This window comes from Falsihalocynthiibacter sp. BN13B15, assembly GCF_041205415.1.
Taxonomy (GTDB): Bacteria; Pseudomonadota; Alphaproteobacteria; order Rhodobacterales; family Rhodobacteraceae; genus Falsihalocynthiibacter; species Falsihalocynthiibacter arcticus.
Genome location: NZ_JBGFCE010000013.1, coordinates 67057 through 91275, shown reverse-complemented (window position 1 = coordinate 91275; position 24219 = coordinate 67057). Strand labels below are relative to the sequence as shown.

Annotated in this window: 17 protein-coding genes; 10 read left to right on the top strand and 7 right to left on the bottom strand. The window is 53.7% G+C overall.

Annotated features, from left to right (window positions below):
- Positions 1 to 17: 17 nt before the first annotated feature.
- Positions 18 to 1142, bottom strand: coding sequence for a site-2 protease family protein (locus tag AB9F26_RS18175; RefSeq protein WP_369768665.1), 1125 nt, complete (start codon positions 1140 to 1142; stop codon positions 18 to 20).
- 465 nt (positions 1143 to 1607) lie between these two features.
- Here AB9F26_RS18175 and AB9F26_RS18170 point away from each other — a divergent pair, with 465 nt between their 5' ends.
- The 7 genes from AB9F26_RS18170 to csgH all read left to right on the top strand — a co-directional run bounded on the left by AB9F26_RS18170 (position 1608) and on the right by csgH (position 6286).
- Positions 1608 to 1949 (top strand): phasin family protein, encoded by a 342-nt coding sequence (locus tag AB9F26_RS18170; protein WP_369756401.1) that lies wholly within the window; start codon positions 1608 to 1610, stop codon positions 1947 to 1949.
- Between the two features lie 111 nt (positions 1950 to 2060).
- Positions 2061 to 2498: a host attachment protein gene (locus tag AB9F26_RS18165; protein WP_335584067.1), complete on the top strand. Its 438-nt coding sequence runs from the start codon at positions 2061 to 2063 to the stop codon at positions 2496 to 2498.
- A 116-nt stretch (positions 2499 to 2614) separates the two neighbouring features.
- On the top strand, positions 2615 to 3469 hold the full coding sequence (locus AB9F26_RS18160; protein ID WP_369768664.1) for a universal stress protein: 855 nt from the start codon (positions 2615 to 2617) through the stop codon (positions 3467 to 3469).
- A gap of 30 nt (positions 3470 to 3499) precedes the next feature.
- A complete protein-coding gene (locus AB9F26_RS18155) occupies positions 3500 to 3868 on the top strand; it encodes a hypothetical protein (protein ID WP_335584069.1) in 369 nt (122 codons plus the stop codon).
- A gap of 843 nt (positions 3869 to 4711) precedes the next feature.
- Positions 4712 to 5080, top strand: a complete 369-nt coding sequence (locus tag AB9F26_RS18150) for a hypothetical protein (RefSeq protein ID WP_335584070.1) — start codon at positions 4712 to 4714, stop codon at positions 5078 to 5080.
- Between the two features lie 182 nt (positions 5081 to 5262).
- Positions 5263 to 5637 (top strand): hypothetical protein, encoded by a 375-nt coding sequence (locus AB9F26_RS18145; RefSeq protein WP_369768663.1) that lies wholly within the window; start codon positions 5263 to 5265, stop codon positions 5635 to 5637.
- 304 nt (positions 5638 to 5941) lie between these two features.
- A complete protein-coding gene (gene csgH / locus AB9F26_RS18140; RefSeq protein WP_335584072.1) occupies positions 5942 to 6286 on the top strand; it encodes a curli-like amyloid fiber formation chaperone CsgH in 345 nt (114 codons plus the stop codon).
- Between the two features lie 46 nt (positions 6287 to 6332).
- Here the strand turns inward: csgH and AB9F26_RS18135 are convergent, their stop codons facing one another.
- Both AB9F26_RS18135 and AB9F26_RS18130 read right to left on the bottom strand, forming a co-directional pair.
- Entirely contained in the window at positions 6333 to 7613 is a 1281-nt protein-coding gene (locus tag AB9F26_RS18135) for a hypothetical protein (RefSeq protein WP_335584073.1), read from the bottom strand.
- Between the two features lie 91 nt (positions 7614 to 7704).
- Entirely contained in the window at positions 7705 to 8859 is a 1155-nt protein-coding gene (locus AB9F26_RS18130; protein ID WP_369768662.1) for a helix-turn-helix transcriptional regulator, read from the bottom strand.
- Positions 8860 to 9529: 670 nt separating this feature from the next.
- Between AB9F26_RS18130 and AB9F26_RS18125 the strand changes: the two genes are divergently transcribed.
- Positions 9530 to 10414, top strand: a complete 885-nt coding sequence (locus tag AB9F26_RS18125; protein WP_369768661.1) for a helix-hairpin-helix domain-containing protein — start codon at positions 9530 to 9532, stop codon at positions 10412 to 10414.
- A 368-nt stretch (positions 10415 to 10782) separates the two neighbouring features.
- On the opposite strand, the gene AB9F26_RS18120 is transcribed toward AB9F26_RS18125, so the two are convergent.
- Both AB9F26_RS18120 and AB9F26_RS18115 read right to left on the bottom strand, forming a co-directional pair.
- Positions 10783 to 19203, bottom strand: coding sequence for a GH36-type glycosyl hydrolase domain-containing protein (locus tag AB9F26_RS18120; protein ID WP_369768660.1), 8421 nt, complete (start codon positions 19201 to 19203; stop codon positions 10783 to 10785).
- On the bottom strand, positions 19200 to 20216 hold the full coding sequence (locus AB9F26_RS18115; protein WP_335584077.1) for a universal stress protein: 1017 nt from the start codon (positions 20214 to 20216) through the stop codon (positions 19200 to 19202). The genes AB9F26_RS18120 and AB9F26_RS18115 overlap by 4 nt, the downstream gene beginning before the upstream one ends.
- 447 nt (positions 20217 to 20663) lie before the next feature.
- On the opposite strand from AB9F26_RS18115, the gene AB9F26_RS18110 reads away from it, so the two are divergent.
- Positions 20664 to 22007 carry a class I SAM-dependent methyltransferase gene (locus AB9F26_RS18110; protein ID WP_369768659.1) on the top strand — a complete coding sequence of 448 codons (1344 nt, stop codon included), beginning with the start codon at positions 20664 to 20666 and terminating at the stop codon, positions 22005 to 22007.
- Positions 22008 to 22054: 47 nt separating this feature from the next.
- On the opposite strand, the gene AB9F26_RS18105 is transcribed toward AB9F26_RS18110, so the two are convergent.
- Positions 22055 to 22318 (bottom strand): hypothetical protein, encoded by a 264-nt coding sequence (locus AB9F26_RS18105; protein WP_335584079.1) that lies wholly within the window; start codon positions 22316 to 22318, stop codon positions 22055 to 22057.
- 291 nt (positions 22319 to 22609) lie between these two features.
- Complete coding sequence (locus AB9F26_RS18100; RefSeq protein ID WP_335584080.1) at positions 22610 to 23596, bottom strand: D-glycerate dehydrogenase; 987 nt, start codon at positions 23594 to 23596, stop codon at positions 22610 to 22612.
- Positions 23597 to 23709: 113 nt separating this feature from the next.
- Here AB9F26_RS18100 and AB9F26_RS18095 point away from each other — a divergent pair, with 113 nt between their 5' ends.
- Entirely contained in the window at positions 23710 to 24216 is a 507-nt protein-coding gene (locus AB9F26_RS18095; RefSeq protein ID WP_335584081.1) for an SH3 domain-containing protein, read from the top strand.
- The last annotated feature ends 3 nt before the right edge of the window (positions 24217 to 24219 follow it).

Below are 24219 nucleotides of genomic sequence, written 5' to 3'. Positions count from 1 at the left end.
CGAGACCACCTAGCTTACTAGCCAATTTCTTGCGAAACACGCAAATAAGCGAGTAAATCGGAAAGCGTAATCACACCAACAAGGCCATATTCGCCTGCAACAAGGAATTTGCGGCGACCCGTTTTCAGGATCCGCTCCATTAAGTCGCGCCCCTGCATCTCGGGTAAAACGGTGTTTTCTTCTCTGGTACTTTCGATCACATCTTCCACCGTTGTGTTGGCCCAGTTTTCGCGATCAATACGCTGAACCAACTGAAGATCTACATAACCAAGAAGGGTGTTGTTCTCGATAACGGGCGCAAAGATGATTCCGTGATCCAAAAAGACGCTATCCACCACCTCCGACAATGTTTGATAGGGCCGCGCCGTCCAAGGGGCGCGGGTCATCAAATCTTCGACCGTCCGCGCGCCCAGTGCAATCTCGGTTTCAAGCCGCGCAAGGGCCGCGCGCGATGTTGCCAGCAAGAAAAGCCCGATCAGGATCGGCCAGAGACCCACAGCCAAATCACCTGAGAAAGCCGCATAAAAACCAAGCATCATAAACATATAGGCAAAAACGGCCGAAACCGTTGTGGCATATCGGGTCGCCGCCAACAGATTGCCTGAGCGTGTCCAAAGCCAAGCGCGGTACACACGTCCGCCATCCATCGGAAATGCGGGCAGTAAGTTAAAGATCGCGAGGACGAGGTTGACGGTCGCCAGATACTGGAAAACCAACTGCGCCGCCTCAGGAAATCCAACAACAGTCAAAAATTGAGCGCCTCCCCAGAACCCCAAGGCGATACACAGACTCGCGATGGGACCAGCAATCGCGATCCAAAATTCACTCCGACCATCCGTTGGCTCGGTTTGCAATTCGGCGACCCCTCCGAACAAAAAAAGCGTAATCCCGTGTATATTAAGGCCAAAGCGTCTTGCGACAACCGCGTGAGCGAGTTCATGAAGGATCAAGGAGCCAAACAGCCCCAGCATTGCGATCACTGCCAGACCCACAAGTGTTGATGGGTCCGCCAAGGGAAGTTTGCTTGGAAAATAGCCAGTCGCAAGGCTCCAAACGATCAATGTCGCAATAAGAAGCCAGCTTGCATCCACTTTGATATCAAAGCCATCGATGCTTGTAATCTTAACACCCTTACCCCACATGCGCGCGCCCTCTCGACCTCGATCGCACAATGGATCTCAACCAATTGGCCATCGTTTTTCGGGCGCATGCGTTCAGTGGCGAGCCTGAAAGCGCGCTAAATCCGACGAGAACACTCATCGACGTTTTCTGGCCCTGCAGAGTTCTCAATCCGTTTTGCATCTGTTTTCTTCCCCGCCCATTGTCCACATGAGCGCGCTGATTTTCGCCTCGCAGTTTGCGCAGGTTTTTCAGTGCCGCAATTGAGCGAGATCAAAACTTTGAACTTTCTGCACCAATACGCGCGAGGAATGAACTGATACAAGAGATTTGAAAAAACAGGTTTCTTTTGAACTGCGCCCAAATTTGGCGGGCAGTCCTTAAACCAAACCCATAGGTTTTTGCAGGAGATTTGACACTGATCAAGACGAAAACCCAATATCGCTATATTCTGCATTTGCTCGCAACAAAACCCGAAGGAGACCAAAATGGACCGCAAGACCGAAACCTCGAAAAAAACACCAGACGCCTTCGATCCGCTTGCTGCCTTTAGGCCGCTGACCCCCATCAGCTGGATGGGAACGGCATGGTTCGAAAATCTCGCCAGTTTAGGGAATGAGATCACTTCTTTTGTGGCCGAACGCATCAAAGAGGATGTGCAAACGCAGCATGCTTTGTTGCACTGCAAATCAATTTCCGAAGCCCAGCGCTTACAGGCGCAATTTATGCAAAAAGCTTTTGATCAATATCAAGTCGAGACTGGGAAACTGATCGAAATGAGCGGAGAGATGGCCGTAAAGGCGCGCCCCAACAGTACGTCTAAAGACTAGGACCATCGCCGCCACTCCACGCCCCAGATCGAAACGACGGTTGATCCATGTCATAAACGGAAACCTCCGCAGCGATATGGTGAAAGGGAAATGAGGAGTAGGAGACCTGCCATGAAACCCGTCGTGACTTGGGCCGTTCTTGCAAATGCTGAGATCGCGCATGTTATGAAAAACAACGGCCCGGGAAAAGGGTTTGTCAGTGAGGCTGGCAAGACATGGCACGCCGATCCGCCCCTAGAATATAGTGACGCAGCGGGTATGGGCCACAGCAGCCACGGGCATGCTAATGCGGCAAAAACCCGTCGCGATCCTGCGGCCTTGGCGCAGGCCAAATTTGCAACCTTCATTGCCGCCCAACTGGCCCATGGGTATCGCGACCGGAGTTTTGATCGGCTGATCCTTGTAGCAGCGCCGCATATGCTCGGGTTATTACGTGCAGCCTTGCCAGACACCATCAAAGAAACGGTAATGGGGGCGGTGGACAAAGACCTTACAAAAGTCGCGCCCAAAGACCTATCCAAACATCTTGAAAATATCATTGCCGCATAAAGCGAAAGGGCGGCCATTTTCCAAGTATGATCAAGCCTGTAACAGTTGATTTAGATCAACGCCTCAATCCTGTGAAACGGCATGATAAAAGCAATCCGAATATAAGGAATGCCACCATGAAAAACGCCACACTCCTCGTGGTGGTTGGTAGGTCGGCCTCGTCTGTCGATCTCAAACCGCTCACCGACCCCGCAAGGGAGCATAACCTGCATCTGAGTGTGTTGGTGTTGGGAGCGGTTCCGCCAATTCCCCTTTATACCTATGAGGTTGGAGCGTTTAGCGGACAATCTATCGCCTATGATTGGCATGGCGAAGTCGACAAAACAAATGCCGAACTGGACCAAACGCGCCTACAGATTGAAGAGTACCTCGCGACACAAGGGGTGAGTGCGGATGTGAGTATAGTGAGCGGCGAAGCGGTCACATTGCCCGACACCGTAGCCCGTCGGGCGATGGCTTGCGACCTAATGGTTCTTGCCAATGAATTACGACAGGACAGCGATCTCTTTAGGGGGTTGCTCCGTGTTACCCTTTTTCAAGCGCCAACGGGTGTATTGCTAAACGGGACAGGGAACGCGTCCTCCTTGCAACCCGAAACAGTTTTCGTCGCGTGGAAAGTTGGACTTCCCGCTGCGCGCGCCATTCGGACCGCCCTCCCGATCCTGCGGGCAGCCAAGAACGTGACCGTCGCGATTTTCGATCCAATGACCAATCAGTTGCGCGACGGTGAAAACCCCGGCTCTGACGTCGCGCGTTGGCTCAGCCACCAAGGGTGCAATATTACCATCATGCAATATCCAAGCGGCGGGGAACCGGTCGGAACCGTTCTTCTCAAACGGGCCAAAGAAGCAGGGGCAGACCTGATTGTCATGGGGGCCTACGACCATTCGCGCCTGCGCGAGGAGATTTTGGGCGGTACGACGAAAACCCTAATTGAACAACAAGATTGTGCCGTCCTCCTGAGCCATTGATGCAACCCGCGCACGAAAGGCGACCCACCGATGAAAGACCCTGAATTAGACATTCTCATCAAGGAACTTGAGACGCAAACCGATCTCACCGTGGCCGATTTCGATGGTGTGGCGCATGGGATGGCCTATCTTTTGCCGGACGCCGTTGACACGGATATTAGGCTAGCAGAACGCATTGGAACCACGGATGAGGCGATGCGTATCGCGGATGACGCCTTTCCCGACTGGTCCATAAATTTCCAGGGACCAACGAATGACAAAGACGGCCATTGGACCTGCACATTGCGCGAAAATGATCCGCAGGGCGAGGCACCTATGACCACGGGCCGATCCCCCATTTTGGCGCAAGCGGTCCTTGCCGCGACAATGCGTCTGGCAATGACCCTCAAAAAGGGATGACCCCTCGAAAAACCCAATTCATATTCTGAGCATCAATCGCCGTGAAAAGACCTGCACTCATTGTGCAAATCTTGGGTGAACCCCAATGTTGGGTCTTTGACATACACGCTCGCAAGAGGCCTGCCTCCTTAATTGGCCGTTCTATAGGGGAGCGACGGCGCGTTCGCGGATATGTCACAAGGCCTAAACCTGTGTGAAGCACGGTCAAAGTCGTTCAGCTTATTCTCTTCGGGCGTCCTCCCCAACCTTCCAATCACATCGTTAGCCAACTCTTTCCTGCCATCAGCACTTCCGACAGCTCCGTTTCATCTTTGGACCAACGGAACGGGTTTTTCCGTTGGCTGTCTATGACCATCCCCGGTGCGTAATCCCAATCAGAGGCGCAGAGGGTCGGTAGTCATCCTTGAAGGCACTGGGATATGATTCTTACAAAGGGCCAGTTTCGAACCCGGTAGTTTTGTCGCTCCCTTGCTAGAGGGTTTTTACGCGCGTGGTTCGGGTCATTTCGAACGAAAAACCCAGTACGTTTATACTAGCTGATGGGTACAAAAATCCAATTTTGCCCCAAAATGCTGACCGCGCGGTAGACACGTAAGTTTTGTGGACCGTTTGCTTGTTTGGCCAGCCGTTTTCGCCATTTCCTCCGCAATTGGTCCCAAGCAGGGACAATTGGCTAATTCGAAGTATAGGCGGCTGAATTATATAGAAAAAATGTAGATTTTCGTGGCACTTTCCAACGGGATTCCCGCCGTTTTTCAAGCTAAATTTATGAGGCAGATCGGGGAGGAACCCGCAACGCATACCAAGTTCAACACCTTAATTATCAACTCTATGGAGGAAATTATGAAAAAGATTTTTGCAACCGTCGCTGTTTCCGCACTTCTGTCAGGCGCAGCTTACGCCCAAAACGTGTCAATCGTCGATCAGGGCGGTTGGTTCAACAGCCAAACCACAATGCAGGCTGGGTCTAACCTCGCGATGACAGGTCAGTACGGTCTCGCCAATGGCAGCTTCACTGGTCAAAACGGTTCCGGAAACTTTTCTGGCACATTGCAAGACGGTGCATTCAACGGCTCGGTTACGACTCAAGCTGGTCACCTAAATGCTGCGGGAACCGGCCAGTTTGGCACAGGCCACTATTCCAACACCAATCAAGTTGGTGTCGGCAACGGCTCCCTGACTGTTCAAGTGGACGGCGTTTCGCCACACTAACCGTTAAAATGCAGGGGCGGCATTAAAAATGCCGCCCCGTGTGACCCTATACAAACACGTTTGCCATGCCGAATCGGATCTCTTTGAAATTTTTTTCTTAGGTAGCCAGGCTTTCTAAAGAGAACTGTTCAAGTCAGGCTAACCACAAATTTTATTTCTTTGAAAAAAAGGGAGGATTGACGATGCTCAGGATCTTTATCACTGCGGCGCTGATAAGCGCCCCACTCTCCGTATTTGGACAAAACACGTCAGACACAAATCAGACCGGAGACAACAACGAAGCCACAACAACGCAAGCTGGTGACAATGATGCTCACATAACTCAGGTTGGAAATAATAACAGTGCGGCCATTGGTCAGAACGGACGCTGGAACACAGCATCTATCGCCCAAGTTGGGAATGATTTTAGCAGAAGCGTAGACCAGACTGGGAATTATCAGGGGTACGGAAGTTTTCAATTCTCCGCACCACAATATTCCGGTTCGTTTTCTACGTACTCTCAAACATGGGGGAGTGGTGGCGCAACGACGACGCTAGAATTCGGAATCAACAACTAGCGGGTCAATTTGATCATTTCTCTAGGCATTTTGTGCTTACAAACGAGGTGATCGGTAGGCCGCGTCGGTAAAACGTCAACCGGCGGACAAGTTATGAGTTACCTGGGCGAGCGAATAACAGTGCAAAAATCGTTGCGCCTCGTTAACCTAGGAACCAAATTATCCCGCAAAAAGGGGAGCAGAGAAGATGCCCGTATCAGTTTTGGATATTAACGGCGCTCGTCACCCTTCGTGGCACAAGGCGCTGGTTCTTTTTTTGGTTATCGGCGTATCGACACTTTGCATGATACAAAGGGCAAACGCCATGAGCCAAACAGAAAAATCGGCCTTGGGAGAGGTACAGACAGAGAGTTCCTCTGGGAAACTCCACTGTGAGATAACTACCAAAACGGTGTCGCAGAATCTTCAACTCCGTGGCGTGGTTTGGTCGGGGGACAAGGCCGCGGGGAGTTACAGTTTTGTCGTTACAAAACAGGGAGTAAGTGGCCGCTCCAACATCGCGCAAAGTGGCTTGTTTGACGTCGCACCGGACGAGCGAAAGATTGTCGGAATGGTCATCGTCAATGCCTTGGCCGGAGATCGCTATCTGGCGCGACTATCGGTTCGCTCAGGCGGAAACGAGGCCGCCTGCGACACCGCGCTAGACTAGCCCGGACTGTGATAATCAGGACGGGCTTTCAGCGTTTTAAGGGACGTTAAAAGAGAAAAACAAAACTCAGATTGAGACCCGAGCCGATCATCTTCTTTTTTTGGATCGAATGTGTACGATAGGTATCGCCGTTCCCTGACAAACCAACGGATGATCCCGCCGTGGTTATGTTGGGACTGCCAACCGTTTCAAATTGTAAATACGGTACATCCGACATGTAATCCAAATAACCACCAAAAACGATAATCGCGCCGTTCTCGGCAACATGGGTTAATGCGCCCGTAATCCGACCAACGCGTGCGGTGCCATTCAAGGATTTGCGCTCGCCGGGAATGGCCGAAGCAGACCCCGCGAAATTCACCAGCTCCATCGTTTCAGATTTGGCATTGAACTTTGTCAGTCCAGCTTCCGCCCCAAAATTGATGCTCCAAGCGTCGTTTATTTTTCGCGTGAGGCCCGCCCCCAAAACGGCACCATAGTATTTCCCGTTTAGCTTCCAGTTATCTTCCATTGTTACTGTCGGAATGGAGGAATCCGATCCGCGACTTCCGTCAATATCAATGGTCGTGCGCGTTGTATTGCTGCGATCAAAACTACGATAGTTCGGCCCGATTTTGGGCGACAAAATCCAGTTCTCATCCAGTGAAAAACGCTTACTCAGGTAAAGCACCTGATTGGAAAATTTGATATTTTCCTCAACCGTGGTTGTGATGGTCGTGGTATTGCTTTCATTGCCCGACCCCATGAACGAAACGCCCGTCGAGTCAAACATTCCCCCATAGGACGTGGCGGTGATCGCCTCGCCGTCTGTGGTTAATGCCGCATAAATACCGCCCGCATCCGTCATCGTTGTGGCAAACTGCGCCACTGAGTTTCCGGTTCCGAAAGGCGAAAATGCAGAACTGAAAATGGTCGCCGTATCCCCTGAATTATCTGTGATTTGCACCGTCGCCGCCGCGGTGGGGCCAGTGGCACTGATCTCGGTTGAGAGGTCGATTGTGCCCACGGGGCTTCTTCTGGGCGCATAAACGTAGGCATCGGATCCCTGCATTTCGGTGCTAGACGTGAAATTCGACCCCCACGCCCACGATCCACTCCACTCCAAATAAAACGGTGCAACGTCGTCACTGTCGATTTTAGCAGCAAGTCCGAACCCTACACTGGGGCCCGTCACGTTGAATTCGTCCGATTGGGACATATCCGCAAACCCAAACGTCACGCCGCTTCCAAGGGCTGAAAAGGGACTCAGGAGGTCTTGATCAAAGGTTTGAGAATGGGCCACGGAGCCAGAACAGATCATCGCGAGGACGAAAAATGGGAATTTCAACGATCACTCCTACAGTATCAGGTCACATGCCATCACCAAGGTCCCGCAATGCGATGGACCCAAAGTGACGCCTGCGAGAGGCATTCTACCTCTAGAGTGTCGTCGTGAGTGCCAATCGAGTCAATAACGCAACGAGTTGTGGTTGCCGGTTCGTCTTGGTTTTCTTCATTATCGAACCGAGGTGATTGCGCAGCGTTTGTTTCGCCAAACTCTGCTTTTGCGCACAGTCCCCGATTGTGCACCCCTCCAACAACAGCGAGGCCAATTCGGCTTCGGCATTGGTCAGTTTGAATGCATTCCAAAGTGCGCTGTGACTTAGTTTAAGCGCCTCCGTTGTGTCCTGAATAATCAGAGCCAAGCGAGCACCTTGCTTTTCATACACGTTACGCGAGTTTAGGCGCTGCGTCGAGTTCGCTCCGAGTTTGGTCAACGAAAGAAAGATCTGTTGTGACTTTTCGGCATTGGGCAGGGAAAACAGTTCGGTGCTGTGCTGAACTCCGGCTCCCATCCGGTTCACCATGGCTCGAAACTCCAACTCGGCGTCCAAATTGGTGGCATGAAAGATGCTGTCGGCACTAATGAAAAATGTATCCATCCTGTTGGCCAAAAGTTCGGCGCGCTCATTCATACTGCGAACGCGGCATTCCGTGTCAACAATCAGAACCGGAAACGGAAACAACTCAAGTACATCATTGGCCATTTGTGTGCTCAACGGAAAGCGGCTTTTGAGATACATAATTTTTGCCGCCCGCACGAGATGCGGACCTAAAGTTTCCAGCAGGGCCGTCGCGTCGCGCCGTGATTTCGCGTCTGTTGTTTCTGGAAACCGAATTTCCAAAACCAGTTGTCGGGTGCGCTGTCGATGAAGAACGATCCCTGACGCGTGGACCATTACCCCCATCGTCGCATTCCATATGGTCAATCCACGTGAAGCGATTTGCTCCTCTCGCGACATGAGTTCTGCGTCTTGGTATATCTCTCCGAGCCGTTGGTGCCACTGGCGCTCAAACCACGGATTATCAACGGCCAAGTTCGCCATCGACGCCACGACAGCATTCGTCCCCAGCCCCTTGTGCAACATGAAATTTCCCGGCAGACGCACAGTATCCTGTCCGAACAACACAACCGCCGTCCCTGGCAAGAAATGAGAAACGACATCCAAAATCGTTTCTAAGAGCGTGTTTCGAAGCGCCGAATCGTAAATACGTTCGAGTGTATCAGACGTGTTTAGAACTAATTTTTTCACAATACATTCCACTTTTTGAACATTTAGAAATGTCGCTCGACACGCAAAAAATAATATTTCTGAAAACATTGCTATCGATCGTACGCGAGATTTCCCCCAGACTTGCGCGTAAAGCCGCAAGCTCCTACATCTGTCAAATTGTTGGATTCATGGGCACATATCAAAACCACCAACGTGCAAACAATGGAAAACGCCGCAGGTTTTCTGTGTGGTTACTGTATGAAAAGTTGATTTCGGTTCGAACGTCCCTTGGCCCGAAACACGTTTTCCCTAATCCCCCTTTCCCGATCGCCCCAGTTCAATCCAAATCCCCTTCAAATCAAAATGGATTCCCCTCCCTTGATTGAAGCACCTTATTTAACTGCCCTATTTTGACGCGGTCGAATTGATTTGAGTCAACCAAATCGTCTAGATGCCTGCACACGCACCACTCTTTTTTTGAATCTCGACGCGCCAAGGCGATACGCGCGCTTTTCCGCGGGAATCAAAGACAGGGGCACTCAATCGATTCTGAGGCAATTCCAAGCCCGAGAATTAATCGCCCCGGTTGAGACATATCAATCGGCATTCTGATCCTTTCGTTACTCTTAAACCCACAACAATTTGAACGTACCCGCCCATACGCCACACCGCGCCTAATGGTATCATCGGCAAAAGAGAGGCCGCCTAAATGTCTGCATTCATCCAACGACAGGATCACTTAAGCGAGACTTTGAACAAAAATCGTTTTGTTGCCGCGCGGCTCAACGAGGTCGCCGATTTGCTGGATCAACAATGCGCATCGCTGTTTCGCGTGCGGGCCTATCGCGAGGCCGCACATTATGTCGCGGACTTAGCGCAACCTCTTCAATCTATTATGGAGAGGGCTAGTCCGGATCGGCTTCCCAACATTGCTCCTCCCGTCGCAAAAGCGATTGCCGAGCTGCACGAAACTGGAAATCTTAACTTAATAGATAGGTTGCGCGGGAACCATGGCCCAGAAAAGCTCTTTCAAACGATCCCATTGATTGGCCGACGACTTGCGAAATCCATCCATTCCCAACTGAACATTGATACGCTTGAGGAGCTGGAAAAGGCCACTATTGACGGTCGCCTCTTGGCGCTTAAAGGCGTAGGCGAGCGGCGGGTAAATGCCATTTCACATGCGTTAACTGAAATCCTCTCTCGGCGTCGGCCGACGCTGCACAAGGCGCTTGAAAAACAGCCCTCCGTTGTTGATATCTTTGAGATTGATCGCGCCTACAGAGCGGCGATCGACCAAATGCCGACGCTCTCGCCGCGTCGAATTCACGCTTCGGGGTCGTTAAACCTCCCGATCCTGCATATTGAGCGCAACAAATGGCATTTAACCGCCATCTTTTCCAACACACCAGCGGCACAAAATTTCCAACGGACGCGCGATTGGGTTGTGGTTTATTTCGAACAAGAAAAACGCGCCCAAGGGCAATGTACTGTGGTCACCGAGCATCGCGGCCCTCTAAAAGGAAAGCGCGTCATTCGAGGGCGGGAGGCTGCCTGCGACGCGTTTTATCTTTGTGAAGCGGAATCCAGATGACGCACAGAGATTGATGCAAATCAATCGCTTCTCCCGCCTTTGTGCCATTATCTCCCTAATTACACGCTAATTAAAAACAAACTGTTTTTACGCCACCCGAATAAACAACAACTTGGACTTTATGACCACAGCCATTTCTCAAAGCACGTTAAGGCGTGGTCTGTCCCCAAAGCGACCCGTATTTCGAACCAGTACCGGATTAATCAACACCCCAGTTAGACCATGGAGGCCGCCCCCCCGTCCCTGCCCTGACACCGCGCCCTTCATCGGTCTTTACTGGCGGCCTAGAAAGTCTATTCTGGGCCGCCACGTTATTTAAGGGCCCCTGAAAATCGACAAGAAAACACGGATGCGCTCCCTTGGGGTCTTTATTTCATGGTAATGACAACTTTTCGTGTTTGCCCCTTACCCGGATAGGCCACCGTCGAGTTTGGAGCGTCGCTGCCGTCTACACAGAGCAACCCTTGACCATGGGCGAGGTGATCGGGGTTCTCGATAACCACTTCAAGGCGGCCATTTCCGCAATCGAGCACGACTTCGGCGTGCGCCCATGCCGTCGGCAGACAAGGTTCCATTCGCACAGCCCCCCGTTCAGGTCGCATGCCCAAAATACCTTCGACCCCGAGTTGGAATGTCCACCCCGCGGCGCCTGTGTACCAAGACCAACCTCCCTGCCCAGTTTGAGCGCCCACGCCCGATACATCCCCCGCCAGCACATAGGGCTCGCGCTGATAGAGGTCTGCCGCTTGCTGGTTTGTGGCGCGTCGAATGGGGTTGATAATGTCAAAAACCTGATGTGCGAGGTCGCCCTCGTTGATCGCTACATAGGCCACGCCAAGCCAGACTGCCGCATGCGTGTATTGCCCCCCGTTCTCACGAATACCCGGTGGATAGGCGCGAATATATCCCGGATCACGGTCGGTTTTGTCAAAGGGTGGGGTAAGCAGGCGGATAAGCCGGTTTTGGACATCGACAAGGTTCTCACCTGCCGAAGTCAACGCCTTGAGCGCTCGCGCATCCGCAGGGAGACCTGATAAAACCGACCACGCCTGAGCAATCAAATCAATCCGACATTCCTCATTTTCGGACGCCCCCCAAGGCAAACCCTCATCATCAAAAGCGCGTCGATACCAATCTCCATCCCATGCCTGCGTGGACAGCGCGTTTTCCAAATGGCTGGTATGCACAAGCCAGCGAGCAACGTCCTCTTCCCGCCCTGTTTTCTGGGCCACAGGAGCAAACGCGGTCACGGTGGCGATTTGAAACCACGCCAACCAAACACTTTCGCCACGCCCCTCGTCGCCAATCCGGTCCATGCCATCATTCCAGTCGCCCGTTCCCATTAACGGCAAGCCATGGGCTCCTGTCTCCATCATCCGGGCCAGTGCGCGGGCGCAATGCTCATACAACGTTCCTATCTCGCCGCGCTCAAATAGGGCATAGCGATCATGCTCTTCGGGTCGCAACTCCGGCGCGCTCAAAAACGGAATTTTGACATCCAAAACGGCCATATCCCCTGTCGCGGCAACATAACGCGCGGTGACATAGACCAACCAGAGATAGTCGTCCGAACAATGTGTCCGCACCCCCCGCCCCTCGGGTGGGTGCCACCAATGCAAGACATCGCCCTCTTCAAACTGGTAGCGTGCCGCCAATAAAATATGCTGACGCACGCGTTGGGGTTCGCTGAGTAACAGGGCGAGTACGTCCTGCAATTGATCGCGGAAACCGTAGGCTCCGCCAGCTTGATAGAACCCCGCGCGCGCCATAATTCGACAGCTTCGGTTTTGATAAGGCAACCACCGGTTCACCATCAAATCAAACGCGGGATCAGGGGTTTTCACCTGAACACTCCCCAACCTTTTAACCCAAGTGTCTTGTAATGCGCGCCACGCGTTTTCGACCTCGGTTGGGTCTTGCCAGCGCTCCACCGCTTGGGCCAAGGCGGCTTGATTGGCGACCTCCCCCAAGGCAAAAACAACCTCGGCCTGCGCTCCTGCGGGGATATCAAGATGCACCTGATACGCGCCACAGGAGTCGCCTCCGTGTACAAAACGCCCGCCTAAATCCCAGCGCCGCAAACCGTCTGGGTTAAACACATCGCCTTCGTGGCCCAGAAAATCACTGCGTGACCCCGTCACACTGTGGGGGCCTAACGAAGCCGTCAGGAATGCAACACGTGCGCCGAATTCCGCATTCCATCGATTACGCCCGATAATGGACTTTAGGGCTGGATCGTACCGGATGGAGACATGCGGGCGCGCAACGCTGTCGAGGGCGCCGAGCAACCATTCCGCGTAATAGGTCGCCGAGATACGGCGCGCTTGGCCGGACTTGTTGTTAAGGTGCAATCGCACAAGCTTGACCGAACCGTCGACCGGCACAAAGACCGACACCTCTTGCTCCAACCCGTGACTGTTTTGGCGCCACTGCGTAAACCCTGCGCCATGTCGAATTTGACACGTCGCATCCATCCCCATCGGCATGGGCGTCGTGGTCCAAACATCACTGTTTGCCTCATCTCGAAGGTAAACCACTTCACACGGGACATCCGCCACTGGATCGTTGGACCAAGGCGTGAGGCGATGCTCGCCGCTGTTAATAGCCCAAGTTGCGCCCAGTCCTGCTTCGCTCGTAAGGCAGCCAAAATCGTCGTTAGCCAAAACGTTACACCAAGGCGCTGGAGTGTGCATTTCGGGGGAAAGATGGATCACGTAGTCACTGTTATCGGGATCAAACCCACCATATGTGTTGTCAAACAACAGGTTTTTCGGCCTAGGGATCGCGGATACGGGTTTGTATTCTGGGGCTGGAACGGGTTCGAAAGGCGGCGAAGGATTTCCAACGTTCAAGGCGCGATCCAGCAACTCACCGAGAGATTTGTTTTGATCGCGCAGCACCACATGCGCAGCCGCTTCCATGCCGCGTCGAAGCCCCGCTTCCAGTTGGTCCGCCGCAAGCAAATGAACTCCGCCGCGCATCCCCAACAGGCTCGTCGCATTGGTATCGCTCAGGATCGACAAAACCTTCTCCCGCAGCGGCTCTTCGTAACTCGTTGTCGCGTCGCGCAGAATTACGAAATCAACGTGCAACCCAAGATCATGCCAACGGCGATGCCCCCGTAATAAAACATCCAAAAGCGCTGACTCTTCGGGGTGTGAAATCTCAAGGAGAAGGATCGGAAGATCACCCGAAATCGCGAACCGCCAAAGGTCTGATTGCCCCTTCCAAACGTCTGTGTCCTGCGGCGGTGGTGCGCGGAATGTCTGGTGGGCATGCACCAGCAACGAGGACAGCAATTGCAACTCCGGCAAATGCGCAGGTTCAATCCCCAGCTTGTGAACCGCGCGCGCCGTTTCAAACAAAGCGTCGCGGAACGTGCGTTCAATCGCGATCACGGGATAGCGTTTAGCCACTTGCACCACATCCTTACGGGACGTCCCTGCGACGGTGAGGAAGGTCAGCTCCTTTGTCTCCATGGGCTTCAGGCGCACACGCACTTGAAGGGCCAATACCGGATCAAGCGTCCACCCTGTGGTTCCACTTAATCCCTCGCGCAACCCTTGCGGCTTCTGTTCCCTCTGATTGCGGCCCAGAAATCGGCGGCGGTCGGTTTCCCATGCCGCGACTTTGAGGTCAGGATCGGTACTAATCAACTTGTGCAGCAAGGCGGGGGGCCGGGCTTCGGGGCGGCGCGGACGGCGTTTGAAAAACAAGGCCTGCTCCTCTGGAAAATAGGTGCTTTTCACAAAGAGTTTGCTGAAAGCTGGGTGGCGCTCGTCTTCCAGTGGGGGCGCCAAAACCACCTCAGCGTAGGTTGTCAGGTTAATCGTTCGATCCTTATCCCCCTCATTCACCAACGTCACACGCCGAATTTCCACGTCATCATATGGCGCAACAGTCACGTCCATACGCGCAACGATACCCGCGTGCCGGCGCAGGAATTCAACCATGTGCTGGTGGAAAACAACTTTGGTTTCCGCTGTGGTATGGCCCGACGGAGAGGTGCCAAGCGACCAGATTTCTGCGCGATCGGCATCCTCAAGGTAACACCACATTCCGGTTGCTGTGCGGGTAGAATCCGCGCGCCAGCGTGTCAGGGCAGTTTCGCCCCAGCTAAGCCCTCCTCCCCCTTTATCGGTGATCAACGACGCCATGCGCCCGTTGCCCAATAGATGCACCTGCGGAACAACAAAGTCCGGCGACGGCAGCCATGGGGCAAGGTCTGGTGCAGACGGCACATCAGCCTTGTGAGCCCAACCTTCATCCGCACGGCCACGTTCCAAGGGTTCATCCCATGGCACGCGTTCCTGCAAGAGAAGATCCATGGATTTAACCGCTTTTTCCTGCAGGAACCGTTTCACCATAATATCGTCCCGCAACGCATTGACGATAGCCACCTGTACCATCCCCTGATGGTGCGCCATAAAGGTTTCCACAGGCACAAAATCGGCATTTCGAGGGGCGCGATCCGGTGTGTAATCCAAAGCTTCGATGAAGCCATATCGGGTTAGAACCCCGAGTTTTGAAAGCGCGCGCAAGTTTTCAGCCGCCGCTTGCGGCCATCCACACAACGCTAAAGCCGAGCCGTATGGTGCCACCACAAGGTCCTCGGTCAGACCCCTGCGAATACCCAATCCCGGAACCCCGAACGCACGATATTGGTACGTGCCCTGTGCATCAGTGATACCAAAAGCGGATTCCGATATCCCCCACGGCACGCCGCGCGCCCGCGCATACTCCCGCTGAAATTCAACCGCCGTCAACTCGCTTTCTCCCAATAGAGTATCGCGGTAGCTGGGCAAAAAAAGCGGCGGCATGAGGTATTCAAACATTGACCCGTTCCACGACAGAATGGACGGTTTTCCCTGAAGGCGGGTGATGGGCCGCGTGAACGCAAACCAATGCTCAATAGGGGCATCATGTTTGGCAATGGCGAAATAACTGGCCAAGCGGGCTTCGGTCGCCAAAAGGTCGTAGTGGCTGCTGTCCATTTTTCCGAGACTGTGATTGTAACCAATGAAAAAAAGGCGCGACGCAGAGTCATACAGAAATGTGAAATCCATGCCGTAGGCCATCTCGCCAGCCTTTTGGGCCAAATCCCCCAACGCGGCGTGCAACGCGTTTTCCTGCGCAAGCCCCGCGTGAATAGCCTGCTGCATCTGATCGAGCCACGCTTGGGTCTTGGGGTCAACATTCGGGTGCGCCGATCGCCACGCCTCCAAGAGATCGGACAGGGCCTTTGGTGCATGCGGTTTCCCATTTTGCCCTTTTGAGGGGTACATCATTTCCGCCACTTCCTGTGCACTGGGCCTAATTTTCGCGGGCACTTCGGCAAGCAAAGAAAGCCACGGCAGGAAGGTGTCGATATCGCGCGCAATCGCGTGCAAGTCGTGGTGGAACCGTTCGAGCCACGTCGTAATTTCGCTCACTTGCGTTTGGGGCAAATCAGTCGCGTCCTCGATCGTATCGCGCACAGTCGTTTCCAATTCCTGCCAGAGCGGGTCACCGAGCGTGTCGAGGATGGTTTTCCAAACCAGCGGAGATGAAGCGGTCTGGGCTATCAGGCGCCGGATGGCCCGCTCAGTATCGCGCAGCGCGCGCTCATTTACGTCTGGCACCTCGCGGAGGGCCTCGCACAAAAGGTCGAGGGTTGTTTCAAGAGAGCCAAAACTACTGCTCTCAAATGCTGGGCGCGCCACAAGGTCCAGACAGCCTTGTTTCAGGGCGATTAACGCAACCGCAAGATTTCCGCTATCGACGGTCGAAACATATTGCGGCTCAAGGGGGGCAAGGGTTTGGGTGTTGTACCAATTCAGCAGATGCCCGCGATACCGCGTCATCCGCTCCAGCGTGTCGAGGGTGTTGCGACTGCGGGCCACGAAATCGCTGACGGTGATAAAATTTAGATCACGTGCCGCCAGAGCGGAGGTCAGAAACATGCCGATATTGGTGGGCGAGGTGCGATGCGCGATCTCTTCTTTGTCGCCAAATTGATAGTTATCAGGGGGCAACCAATTGTCGTCTGGCCCAACAAAGGTCTCAAAGAAATGCCATGTGCGCCGTGCGACCAACGTCAGGAAGGCACGTTGGGTGGCCTTTAGGGACTGGGTGCGGAAATACCGCGGGCGTGCGGTCCACACAGAGATTTCTGGTGCAAGTAACCATAGGATCAGAACCGGTATCGCAGACCAGAAACCACTAGGATTATTGAGGGCTAGATGTCCCGCCAAAATCGCCGCAAGCGCCGAAGAGGGCCACATCAGGTTCCAAGAGGCCCTCCGAATACTTTGGCCATAAAGCCTGCTGGACACATGCGCCGCCGAGGTCCATTCAAGCCGTTTTTTGCCCGTCACATAGAGCCGCCAAAGGGTGCGAAAAATCGCATCAAGCGAGATCAAGGTGTCGCTGACCAGAAACGTGATCGTAAAAAACCAGCGCCCACCCGTGGTCTTGATTTTATGGATCGCGGTGCCCATCGCCCCCCGCCGGATTCCCCCTGTTGCGATGGCGAATAATTCTCCGGCCAGATAGCTACCCGGGGCCGCAATAACCAAAACGGTCCAAACCAACGCACTACCCGGCAAGACCAGCCACGCCCCCAAAAAGAGCAACAACAACGCGGGCGACGTCAGACTTCGGCGTAAATTATCAACCATTTTCCAACGATCCAGCGCCGTCAACGTCGTGCGCATACGTCCTCCCTGCGCATCGGGGACGCGGCGCCCGAGCCAAGGGACAAGCTGCCAATCCCCCCGCATCCAACGGTGCTGACGCTGCGCGAATTCCGGATAAGTCGCGGGCATGTCTTCATACAAAACCAAATTACTCACCAACGCCGCGCGCGCGTGCAGCCCCTCAAAAAGGTCGTGACTGAGAATGGAATTTTGAGGAATCCGCCCCGCTGTGCTGCGATGCAGGACCGCAATGTCATAAATCCCTTTGCCGACGTAAATGCCGGTTCCAAACAGGTCTTGATACACATTCGACACCGCACGGCTATAAATATCAACGGCGGTATCTCCACCATAAAGGTGACTAAAATGCGTGTTTTCCTCAAGTTTAGGGAGGATTTCGATCCGAGGTTGCAAGATGGCATAGCCTTTGGTCACGCGCCCGCTTTGCGGATCAATGACGGCTCGGTTAAGGGGGTGGGCAATAATTCCAATGAGACGCGATGTGGTGCCTGGTGGTAATTGGGTGTCTGCGTCAAGCGTGATCGCATAGCGCAGACCGCGCAGGCTTTCGACGGGGCCGGCAACCACGTTGAAAGCATCAACACCCTCCCCCAACACGAAGCGGTTAAACTCCTCAAGCTTGCCGCGCTTGCGTTCCCACGCCATCCAGCAGCCTTCGGATGGATTGTGCTGACGTGCCCTGTGCAGCAAAATGAAAGGGGCTTTGCCCTGTTTTCCATACCGAAGATTGAGCGCCGCGATCCGGCTTTGAAATGCGATTTCGATCAATGAATCGTCGGGCATTGTTTGTGTCGGCGCGTCGACCGGATCGGACAGCACCACAAAGGTGAGGGCCGGATCGGGATTGGCGAGGCGCAATATCTCCAGCTTTTCGGCAATCCCCTCGACCTCGGCCTCAGACGCGACAATTACAGGAAGCACGATGGCCGTGGAAAATTCTGAGGGAATGGCTTTTGAAAAATCCAGTTCAGGGAGCGGCTTGGGCCGGCTCAGACGGGTGATAAGCCAATGCCCGACCCACACGCTTGGGATTGTGGCGGGCAACAACGTTGCCGCGACACCGATAATCCATTGACCCCACGTTGCATCATTGACCCACAAATAGACGACGGACACCATTAAGGCGGCCACCACAAGCAGCGAGAGCCCCAAAGCATAGAGCGCGCCCCTAAATCCGGACAATTGACGCTGAAATGCAGAAATGAGGGGCGGGCGATACTCAATTGCAGCTTCCAATGCGGGTAACCCGTCCCCTATGAGCCAATAGCCAACATGATGCCGCAGCGAGTCTTGGCTTTCTTTCTGGGACAATACCACCGCCTCGCGCGCGATTTCGGACTCGGAGGTGTTGGTGCGCCTCCCCAACCGCTCAACGGTTTTGCGATAACTATCACGGGTTTCGAAGGTCATTTGCGCATAAATATGCGCGGGATCCTTGGACAGTTCCGCCTCGATACAACTCACCTCATCAACGAAATCCGCCCATTTGATCGTGTCGATGGTAACCAGATTGGCAATCACCCGTGCTATCTGATCGACGGGTCGCGCCACGGGCGTGGCCAGTGTTTGCTCGCTTAGGTCGACGCTCAGCAACAACTCGGCGTTCATCGCACCGATCGCATGGATCAACCGTTCAATACACACAAGGCGAAGCATCGACGGTATCGCCCACACCTCAGCATTGGTGAGCGGCGTCGTCATTTGAAAAGCATCAATATAGCGCACCAGATCGGTAAAAATAATTTGGGGGGTCAGCTCGTCATAAACCGCATTTGATACCGCGAAAACGCGCGGAATCCTTGCGCCGTTTGTGCCATCCATAGCGGGGAGTTTGAGGTAAAAATCGGGGGGCATACCCTCTTGCAACCGCAGCAACGCCCGCTTGACCTGATAGTCATTATCCAAAAGCCATTCGGCCGCCCGTTCATGATTGGCGGCAGGATCGGCGCAATACGTTCGGACCTGCTCAAACCAGTCAGACAGACGGGGCAACGCCCGATAGCTATCGAGCAGCACCGGAGGCCCCGCATCAATCGCATAGTTTATCGGGGGGCGATTAATACCAGGTGACGCTTTTTCGGCGGCATTCATCCGTCCGTACCCACAGGTTGCCGCACCCCCTTGGACGACACCGTATTGAACGCATGGACATTATCTCGAGTGTGTTTGTGGCGTACCATCAACACCGGAATTTCCGCTCTGTCCAAAATGAAACGGGCGACATCTCCGGTGGCAACATCGCCGTGTCCGCTTTGTCCGTGCGTCGCCATGACCAGAAAATCAACGGCCTTCTCGGACACAAAACTCAGGATGGCGCGCCGTACATCACCGACGTGAACAATGCTTGTGGATACTTTCAGACCGTTGTGTGCGAGGCTTTTCTTGATGCTACCTAGGTGTCTTTTACCTGCCTGCTCATTCTTGATTGCCACCATTTCATGCAATTTTTCAGACTTTTTATCTTTGACGCCAAACGCGGTCAAACCCACGCTCGGGACAACATAACACAACAAAAGTTCGGCGTTTTCCGCTTTAGCCAACAAAACAGCCTTCGGGAGGGCGGCCTCTGCGCGGACCGATCCATCGAGGGGCACCAGAATTCGGCGATAGCGCTTGTCTTGCCCCCCTTTCGCGCGGGAAGGAATCATAAGAATTGCCGCACTTTGCGACAGCAAAACACCACAAGCGGTATCACTCGATTGCCAGCCAAGACCATCCGTTGACCGCAGTGCGGCGGCGATGCCCCCCTGCCGATGGTCCACAAAATCGGAAACTTGGCCGATACACTGCCCTTCGAGCAGTTTTACTTCGCATTCTGGCCCATCCTCCCCTGCAAAGGGGCGGGCGCGTTCAGCAAGATCCTTCATGATTTTTTGCTTTTTGATATTCCAATCCACGGGGTCAATCGGGCCCTTCCCGTCGTGAGGATCCGCCATAATATGCACAAGTACGACTTTGCCAGAAAACGCATTCGCGACCTTTTGGGCATGGAACAGCGCGGAGGTCTCCACGTGTGCATCCTCCAGAAAAATCATGACGTCACACCCTTTGTGGCTATCGGGTACCTGTAAAGGAGAAGGGGTGAAGTGTGGATTCGTGGCCATTTTCGCGATTTCCTTTGGATACAGGTTTTCTGACATCGAGACAGAAGCAATTCTTGAGGAGGATCAGCGGGCCTATCGGCGGTGCGATTATGGCGCAATCCAGATGAATCCCTCCGGCGCACGGCACCTTTCTCCTCCGTTGTCGGCGAAAAAATGGTGCCACAGTTGAGGCAAATCAATCTGGCGCTGGATCAGCATTTATTAGCCGAGGCAAAACTTTGGGGTTCAATGAACTTAGCTATGCTCCCCGTTTTGCGATTTGGCAGCCTAGCCCGAAGAGCGAGTCCGTTTTTACGACTGCCAGAGTTGATTTGTATCAATTCTGACGGTGGCGCGGATGCTACATTTTGGAAAGGCCTTCGTATACTCAAACCGCCAAGCGGGGAGCAAAGCCTACCATGCGATCTGCCTTTCAAGTCTTTGATTTCTTAACAAAGGTGCCCCGAAATGGATTGGTTTTGGAAATATTCATTTGACCAGATGCTGCAACCATTGTTGCAGAATGGATCGCTACATATTGTGATGCCCGATGGCGAGAAACGCATCTATGGCGATGCGACTGGCAAACCCATTTTGGTGTGCATTCACAGCATGGCCACGGTCCGCAAGTTGGCCCTCAGCCCTGAATTGGCCCTTGGGGAAGCTTATACGAATGGGTCGCTAACAATTGATGGCGACGACTTACAATCCTTTTTGGCGATGCTTGTTCTTAACGTCGATCCCGCTGGGGCGAATCGCGTTTGGTGGCAAAAGCCTGTGATAAAAATGCGGGCAATTTTGCGTGGTTTGAAACAGAATAATATGGTGCCACAGGCGCGCCGCAATGTAGCGCACCACTATGACCTTTCAGGGCAACTTTATGATCTCTTTCTCGACGAAAGCCGCCAGTATTCCTGCGCCTATTTCAAGGATCCCTCCGACACATTGGAGCAAGCGCAAGAGCAAAAAATTAACCACATCGCCCGCAAGTTACTGATCGAACCGGGCATGCGCGTTTTGGATATCGGTTGTGGCTGGGGTGGGATGGCGATGACCTTGGCGCAGGATTATGGCGCAAATGTTGTCGGCATTACACTGTCCAAAGAACAGCACGCCTTTGCAACGGAGCGCGCAAAACGGGCCGGGCTTTCGGATCGCGTAGATATCCGCCTTTGCGACTATCGCAATATCGACGAGCAGTTTGACAGAATTGTCTCTGTTGGAATGTTTGAGCACGTTGGCTTGCGCCACTTCGACGAGTATTTCACCACTCTTCGCAACCGCCTATCCCCCGAGGGGATCGCCTTAGTACACACAATCGGTTGGTCACGCGCGTCAAAGGACACAAACCCCTGGATTGCCAAACATATTTTCCCCGGCGGCTATGTTCCTTCGGTCTCGGAGACAATGGCGGCAGTCGAAAAAGCGCAGTTGTGGGCCACAGATATTGAGTGCTGGCGCCTGCACTATGCCTATACTTTGCGCCAATGGTACGACCGTTTCATCCAAAACCAAGACGTGGCTCGCAACATTTATGATGACCAATTTGTGCGGATGTGGCGCTTCTACCTCGCCGCCAGCGAACAGACATTTCGGCATGGGTATCAAGCGGTATATCAGTTTCAACTGTCCCGTAAAATTGACGCGGTCCCCCTTACCCGCGACTATCTTTATTTGCGCCCAGACCAAACGCTTTCGCCCCTTGTCAGAAAAAAACGAAAACCTGATCTCGTCACCCTATCGGGCATTCCGGTACCGCCAAATCGTAAGCGCAGACCCGCGATCACACCGCATAAAGGAGCTGCACCATGAATTACCAAGCCGCGCACTGTACTGCGTGGCCGCTATTAGGTCGGCAATTAGGCGTGACCGTGAATATGCCAGATTGTGCGAAGCTCCGAAACACAGCGCCGAGGGATCATGTGGTAACGCGCGATCTCGGCGTCAGACAACCCGAGGTCGGTTAGGGCCTCAAGGCTTTGCTTTGGGAAAGGCCCAAGGATATCAACATATTCGCTAAGCTGGCTTGGCAACTCGGGCGCGAGGTCCCTCGCCAATGGATGAGGATCCCTGTTGCCCGATTGTAGCTTTTGGATGTGTGGTTGAATATATTTGTAGTCCATCGGTTTCACCTCTCGCTTACCAAAAGAACGTGACAGAAACGTTAGGTAAGATTTCACCGAAACACCAAAGTTCGATTGACGCAGATCAATTGCCTTTGGAGAAGCGTGTCCAACGGCTAAAAATTGCCGACATTGCGTCCCTATTATAAAGGAGCGGTCATAGTATCCGGCATAAATCTCGGTGGTAAAAGGGGTATTCAATCAAATTGGCGTTCGCTGGCGCGAAGCACGGCAACCCCCTAGCCGCTCACCACGACCAACGGTATCTTATGCTAAATCAACAGACGGGCGCTAGAAAATATTGGGCACAACGAGGTCCGGTGGGCGATGACCGTCGGCAAATGTTTTGATATTAATCATAACTTTCTCGCCCATTTCGATCCGCCCCTCCCGCGTCGCCGATCCAACATGCGGCAACAAAGCGACGTTATCGAGGGCGCGCAAACGAGGGTTAATGTTCGCTCCGTCCTCAAACACATCAAGGCCCGCCCCCGCAATCTCGCCCGCACGCAACATCCGCGTCAAAGCGTTCTCGTCGATCACTTCACCACGGGACGTATTGACGATCACCGCCGTCGGTTTCATTAATTTCAACCGCCGCGCATTCATCAAATGAAACGTGCTGGGCGTATGCGGACAATTGATCGAAAGGACATCAACGCGCGCAACCATCTGGTCCAAACTCTCCCACCATGTCGCGCCAAGCTCGGCTTCGACCTCGGGATGCAACCGTTTGCGATTGTTGTAATGTATCTCCATTCCAAAGGCTGCCGCACGCCGCGCAACCGCACGGCCATTTTGCCCCATGCCCAATATCCCCAGCTTCTTGCCCGCAATCCGTCCGCCCAACATCGCCGTCGGTGTCCATCCGCGCCAACCGCCTTCCTGCATCACACGAAGCCCCTCGGGGATTCGGCGCGTAACGGCAAGAATGAGCATCATCGCAATGTCGGCAGTGTCTTCGGAAACCACACCGGGCGTGTTGGAAACAAGGATTCCGCGCTGACGCGCCGTTGCGACATCAATATGATCAACCCCTGCGCCGTAGTTCGCAATGAGGCGCAACTGCGCGCCAGCCGTTGCCAGCATCGCGGCGTCAATCTTGTCGGTAACCGTAGGTACCAAAACATCCGCATGCTGCATCGCCGCCAAGAGTTCCTCGCGAATCATCGGGGTATCATCGACCCGCAATGTTGTCTCAAAAAGCTCCTTGAGGCGTGCTTCGACAACTGCAGGCAACCGTCGCGTTACGACAACACTTAGACGTTTAGCGGGCATGGTGCGCTCCCTTTTCTTTTCTTTTCCAGCTCTCAAGACTATGGTGGCCGAGTTGACGATCGGGCACAAGAACTCGACGCACAGAAGCAGAAAATAAGTCAGGCAATCGCAAAATGCGTTCCAAAAACTTTGTTCGAGCCCTCCTGTCGGTGCTCCTTTTTGCGTCCATGACGCCTTCGTCTTTTGCCGAAACGCGCGGGGCCGTAACAAATCTGCCAATTCCGCGATTCGTGTCGATGAAAGCCTCGGAGGCCAATGTGCGTCGTGGGCCCAGCCTGACTCACCGAATTGACTGGGTTTATAAGCACCGCAACATGCCGCTGGAAATTACCGCCGAATTCGGACATTGGCGCCGCGTGCGGGACATGGACGGCGTTGGGGGCTGGGTGCATTTCACCCTGCTTTCGGGGGTGCGCACCGTGGTGATCACCAAAGACCTGACCAAACTTCTCAGCCATCCCAAAGACAACGCCCTTCCGACGGCGGAATTAAAAGCGGGCGTAATTGCCCGCCTTCAAGACTGTAATCCCGACTGGTGCGAACTCAATGCAGATGGTTACAAAGGGTGGGCTCCAAAGTCGAATTATTGGGGCGTCGGAGTGGGTGAAATTCGCGATTAAACG

Bases quoted from the DNA above. Each gene is read 5' to 3' on its own strand.
- AB9F26_RS18175 (WP_369768665.1), bottom strand. From the start codon at position 1,142: ATGTGGGGTAAGGGTGTTAAGATTACAAGCATCGATGGCTTTGATATC.
- AB9F26_RS18170 (WP_369756401.1), top strand. From the start codon at position 1,608: ATGGACCGCAAGACCGAAACCTCGAAAAAAACACCAGACGCCTTCGAT.
- AB9F26_RS18165 (WP_335584067.1), top strand. From the start codon at position 2,061: ATGAAACCCGTCGTGACTTGGGCCGTTCTTGCAAATGCTGAGATCGCG.
- AB9F26_RS18160 (WP_369768664.1), top strand. From the start codon at position 2,615: ATGAAAAACGCCACACTCCTCGTGGTGGTTGGTAGGTCGGCCTCGTCT.
- AB9F26_RS18155 (WP_335584069.1), top strand. From the start codon at position 3,500: ATGAAAGACCCTGAATTAGACATTCTCATCAAGGAACTTGAGACGCAA.
- AB9F26_RS18150 (WP_335584070.1), top strand. From the start codon at position 4,712: ATGAAAAAGATTTTTGCAACCGTCGCTGTTTCCGCACTTCTGTCAGGC.
- AB9F26_RS18145 (WP_369768663.1), top strand. From the start codon at position 5,263: ATGCTCAGGATCTTTATCACTGCGGCGCTGATAAGCGCCCCACTCTCC.
- csgH (WP_335584072.1), top strand. From the start codon at position 5,942: ATGAGCCAAACAGAAAAATCGGCCTTGGGAGAGGTACAGACAGAGAGT.
- AB9F26_RS18125 (WP_369768661.1), top strand. From the start codon at position 9,530: ATGTCTGCATTCATCCAACGACAGGATCACTTAAGCGAGACTTTGAAC.
- AB9F26_RS18120 (WP_369768660.1), bottom strand. From the start codon at position 19,203: ATGAATGCCGCCGAAAAAGCGTCACCTGGTATTAATCGCCCCCCGATA.
- AB9F26_RS18115 (WP_335584077.1), bottom strand. From the start codon at position 20,216: ATGGCCACGAATCCACACTTCACCCCTTCTCCTTTACAGGTACCCGAT.
- AB9F26_RS18110 (WP_369768659.1), top strand. From the start codon at position 20,664: ATGGATTGGTTTTGGAAATATTCATTTGACCAGATGCTGCAACCATTG.
- AB9F26_RS18105 (WP_335584079.1), bottom strand. From the start codon at position 22,318: ATGGACTACAAATATATTCAACCACACATCCAAAAGCTACAATCGGGC.
- AB9F26_RS18100 (WP_335584080.1), bottom strand. From the start codon at position 23,596: ATGCCCGCTAAACGTCTAAGTGTTGTCGTAACGCGACGGTTGCCTGCA.
- AB9F26_RS18095 (WP_335584081.1), top strand. From the start codon at position 23,710: ATGCGTTCCAAAAACTTTGTTCGAGCCCTCCTGTCGGTGCTCCTTTTT.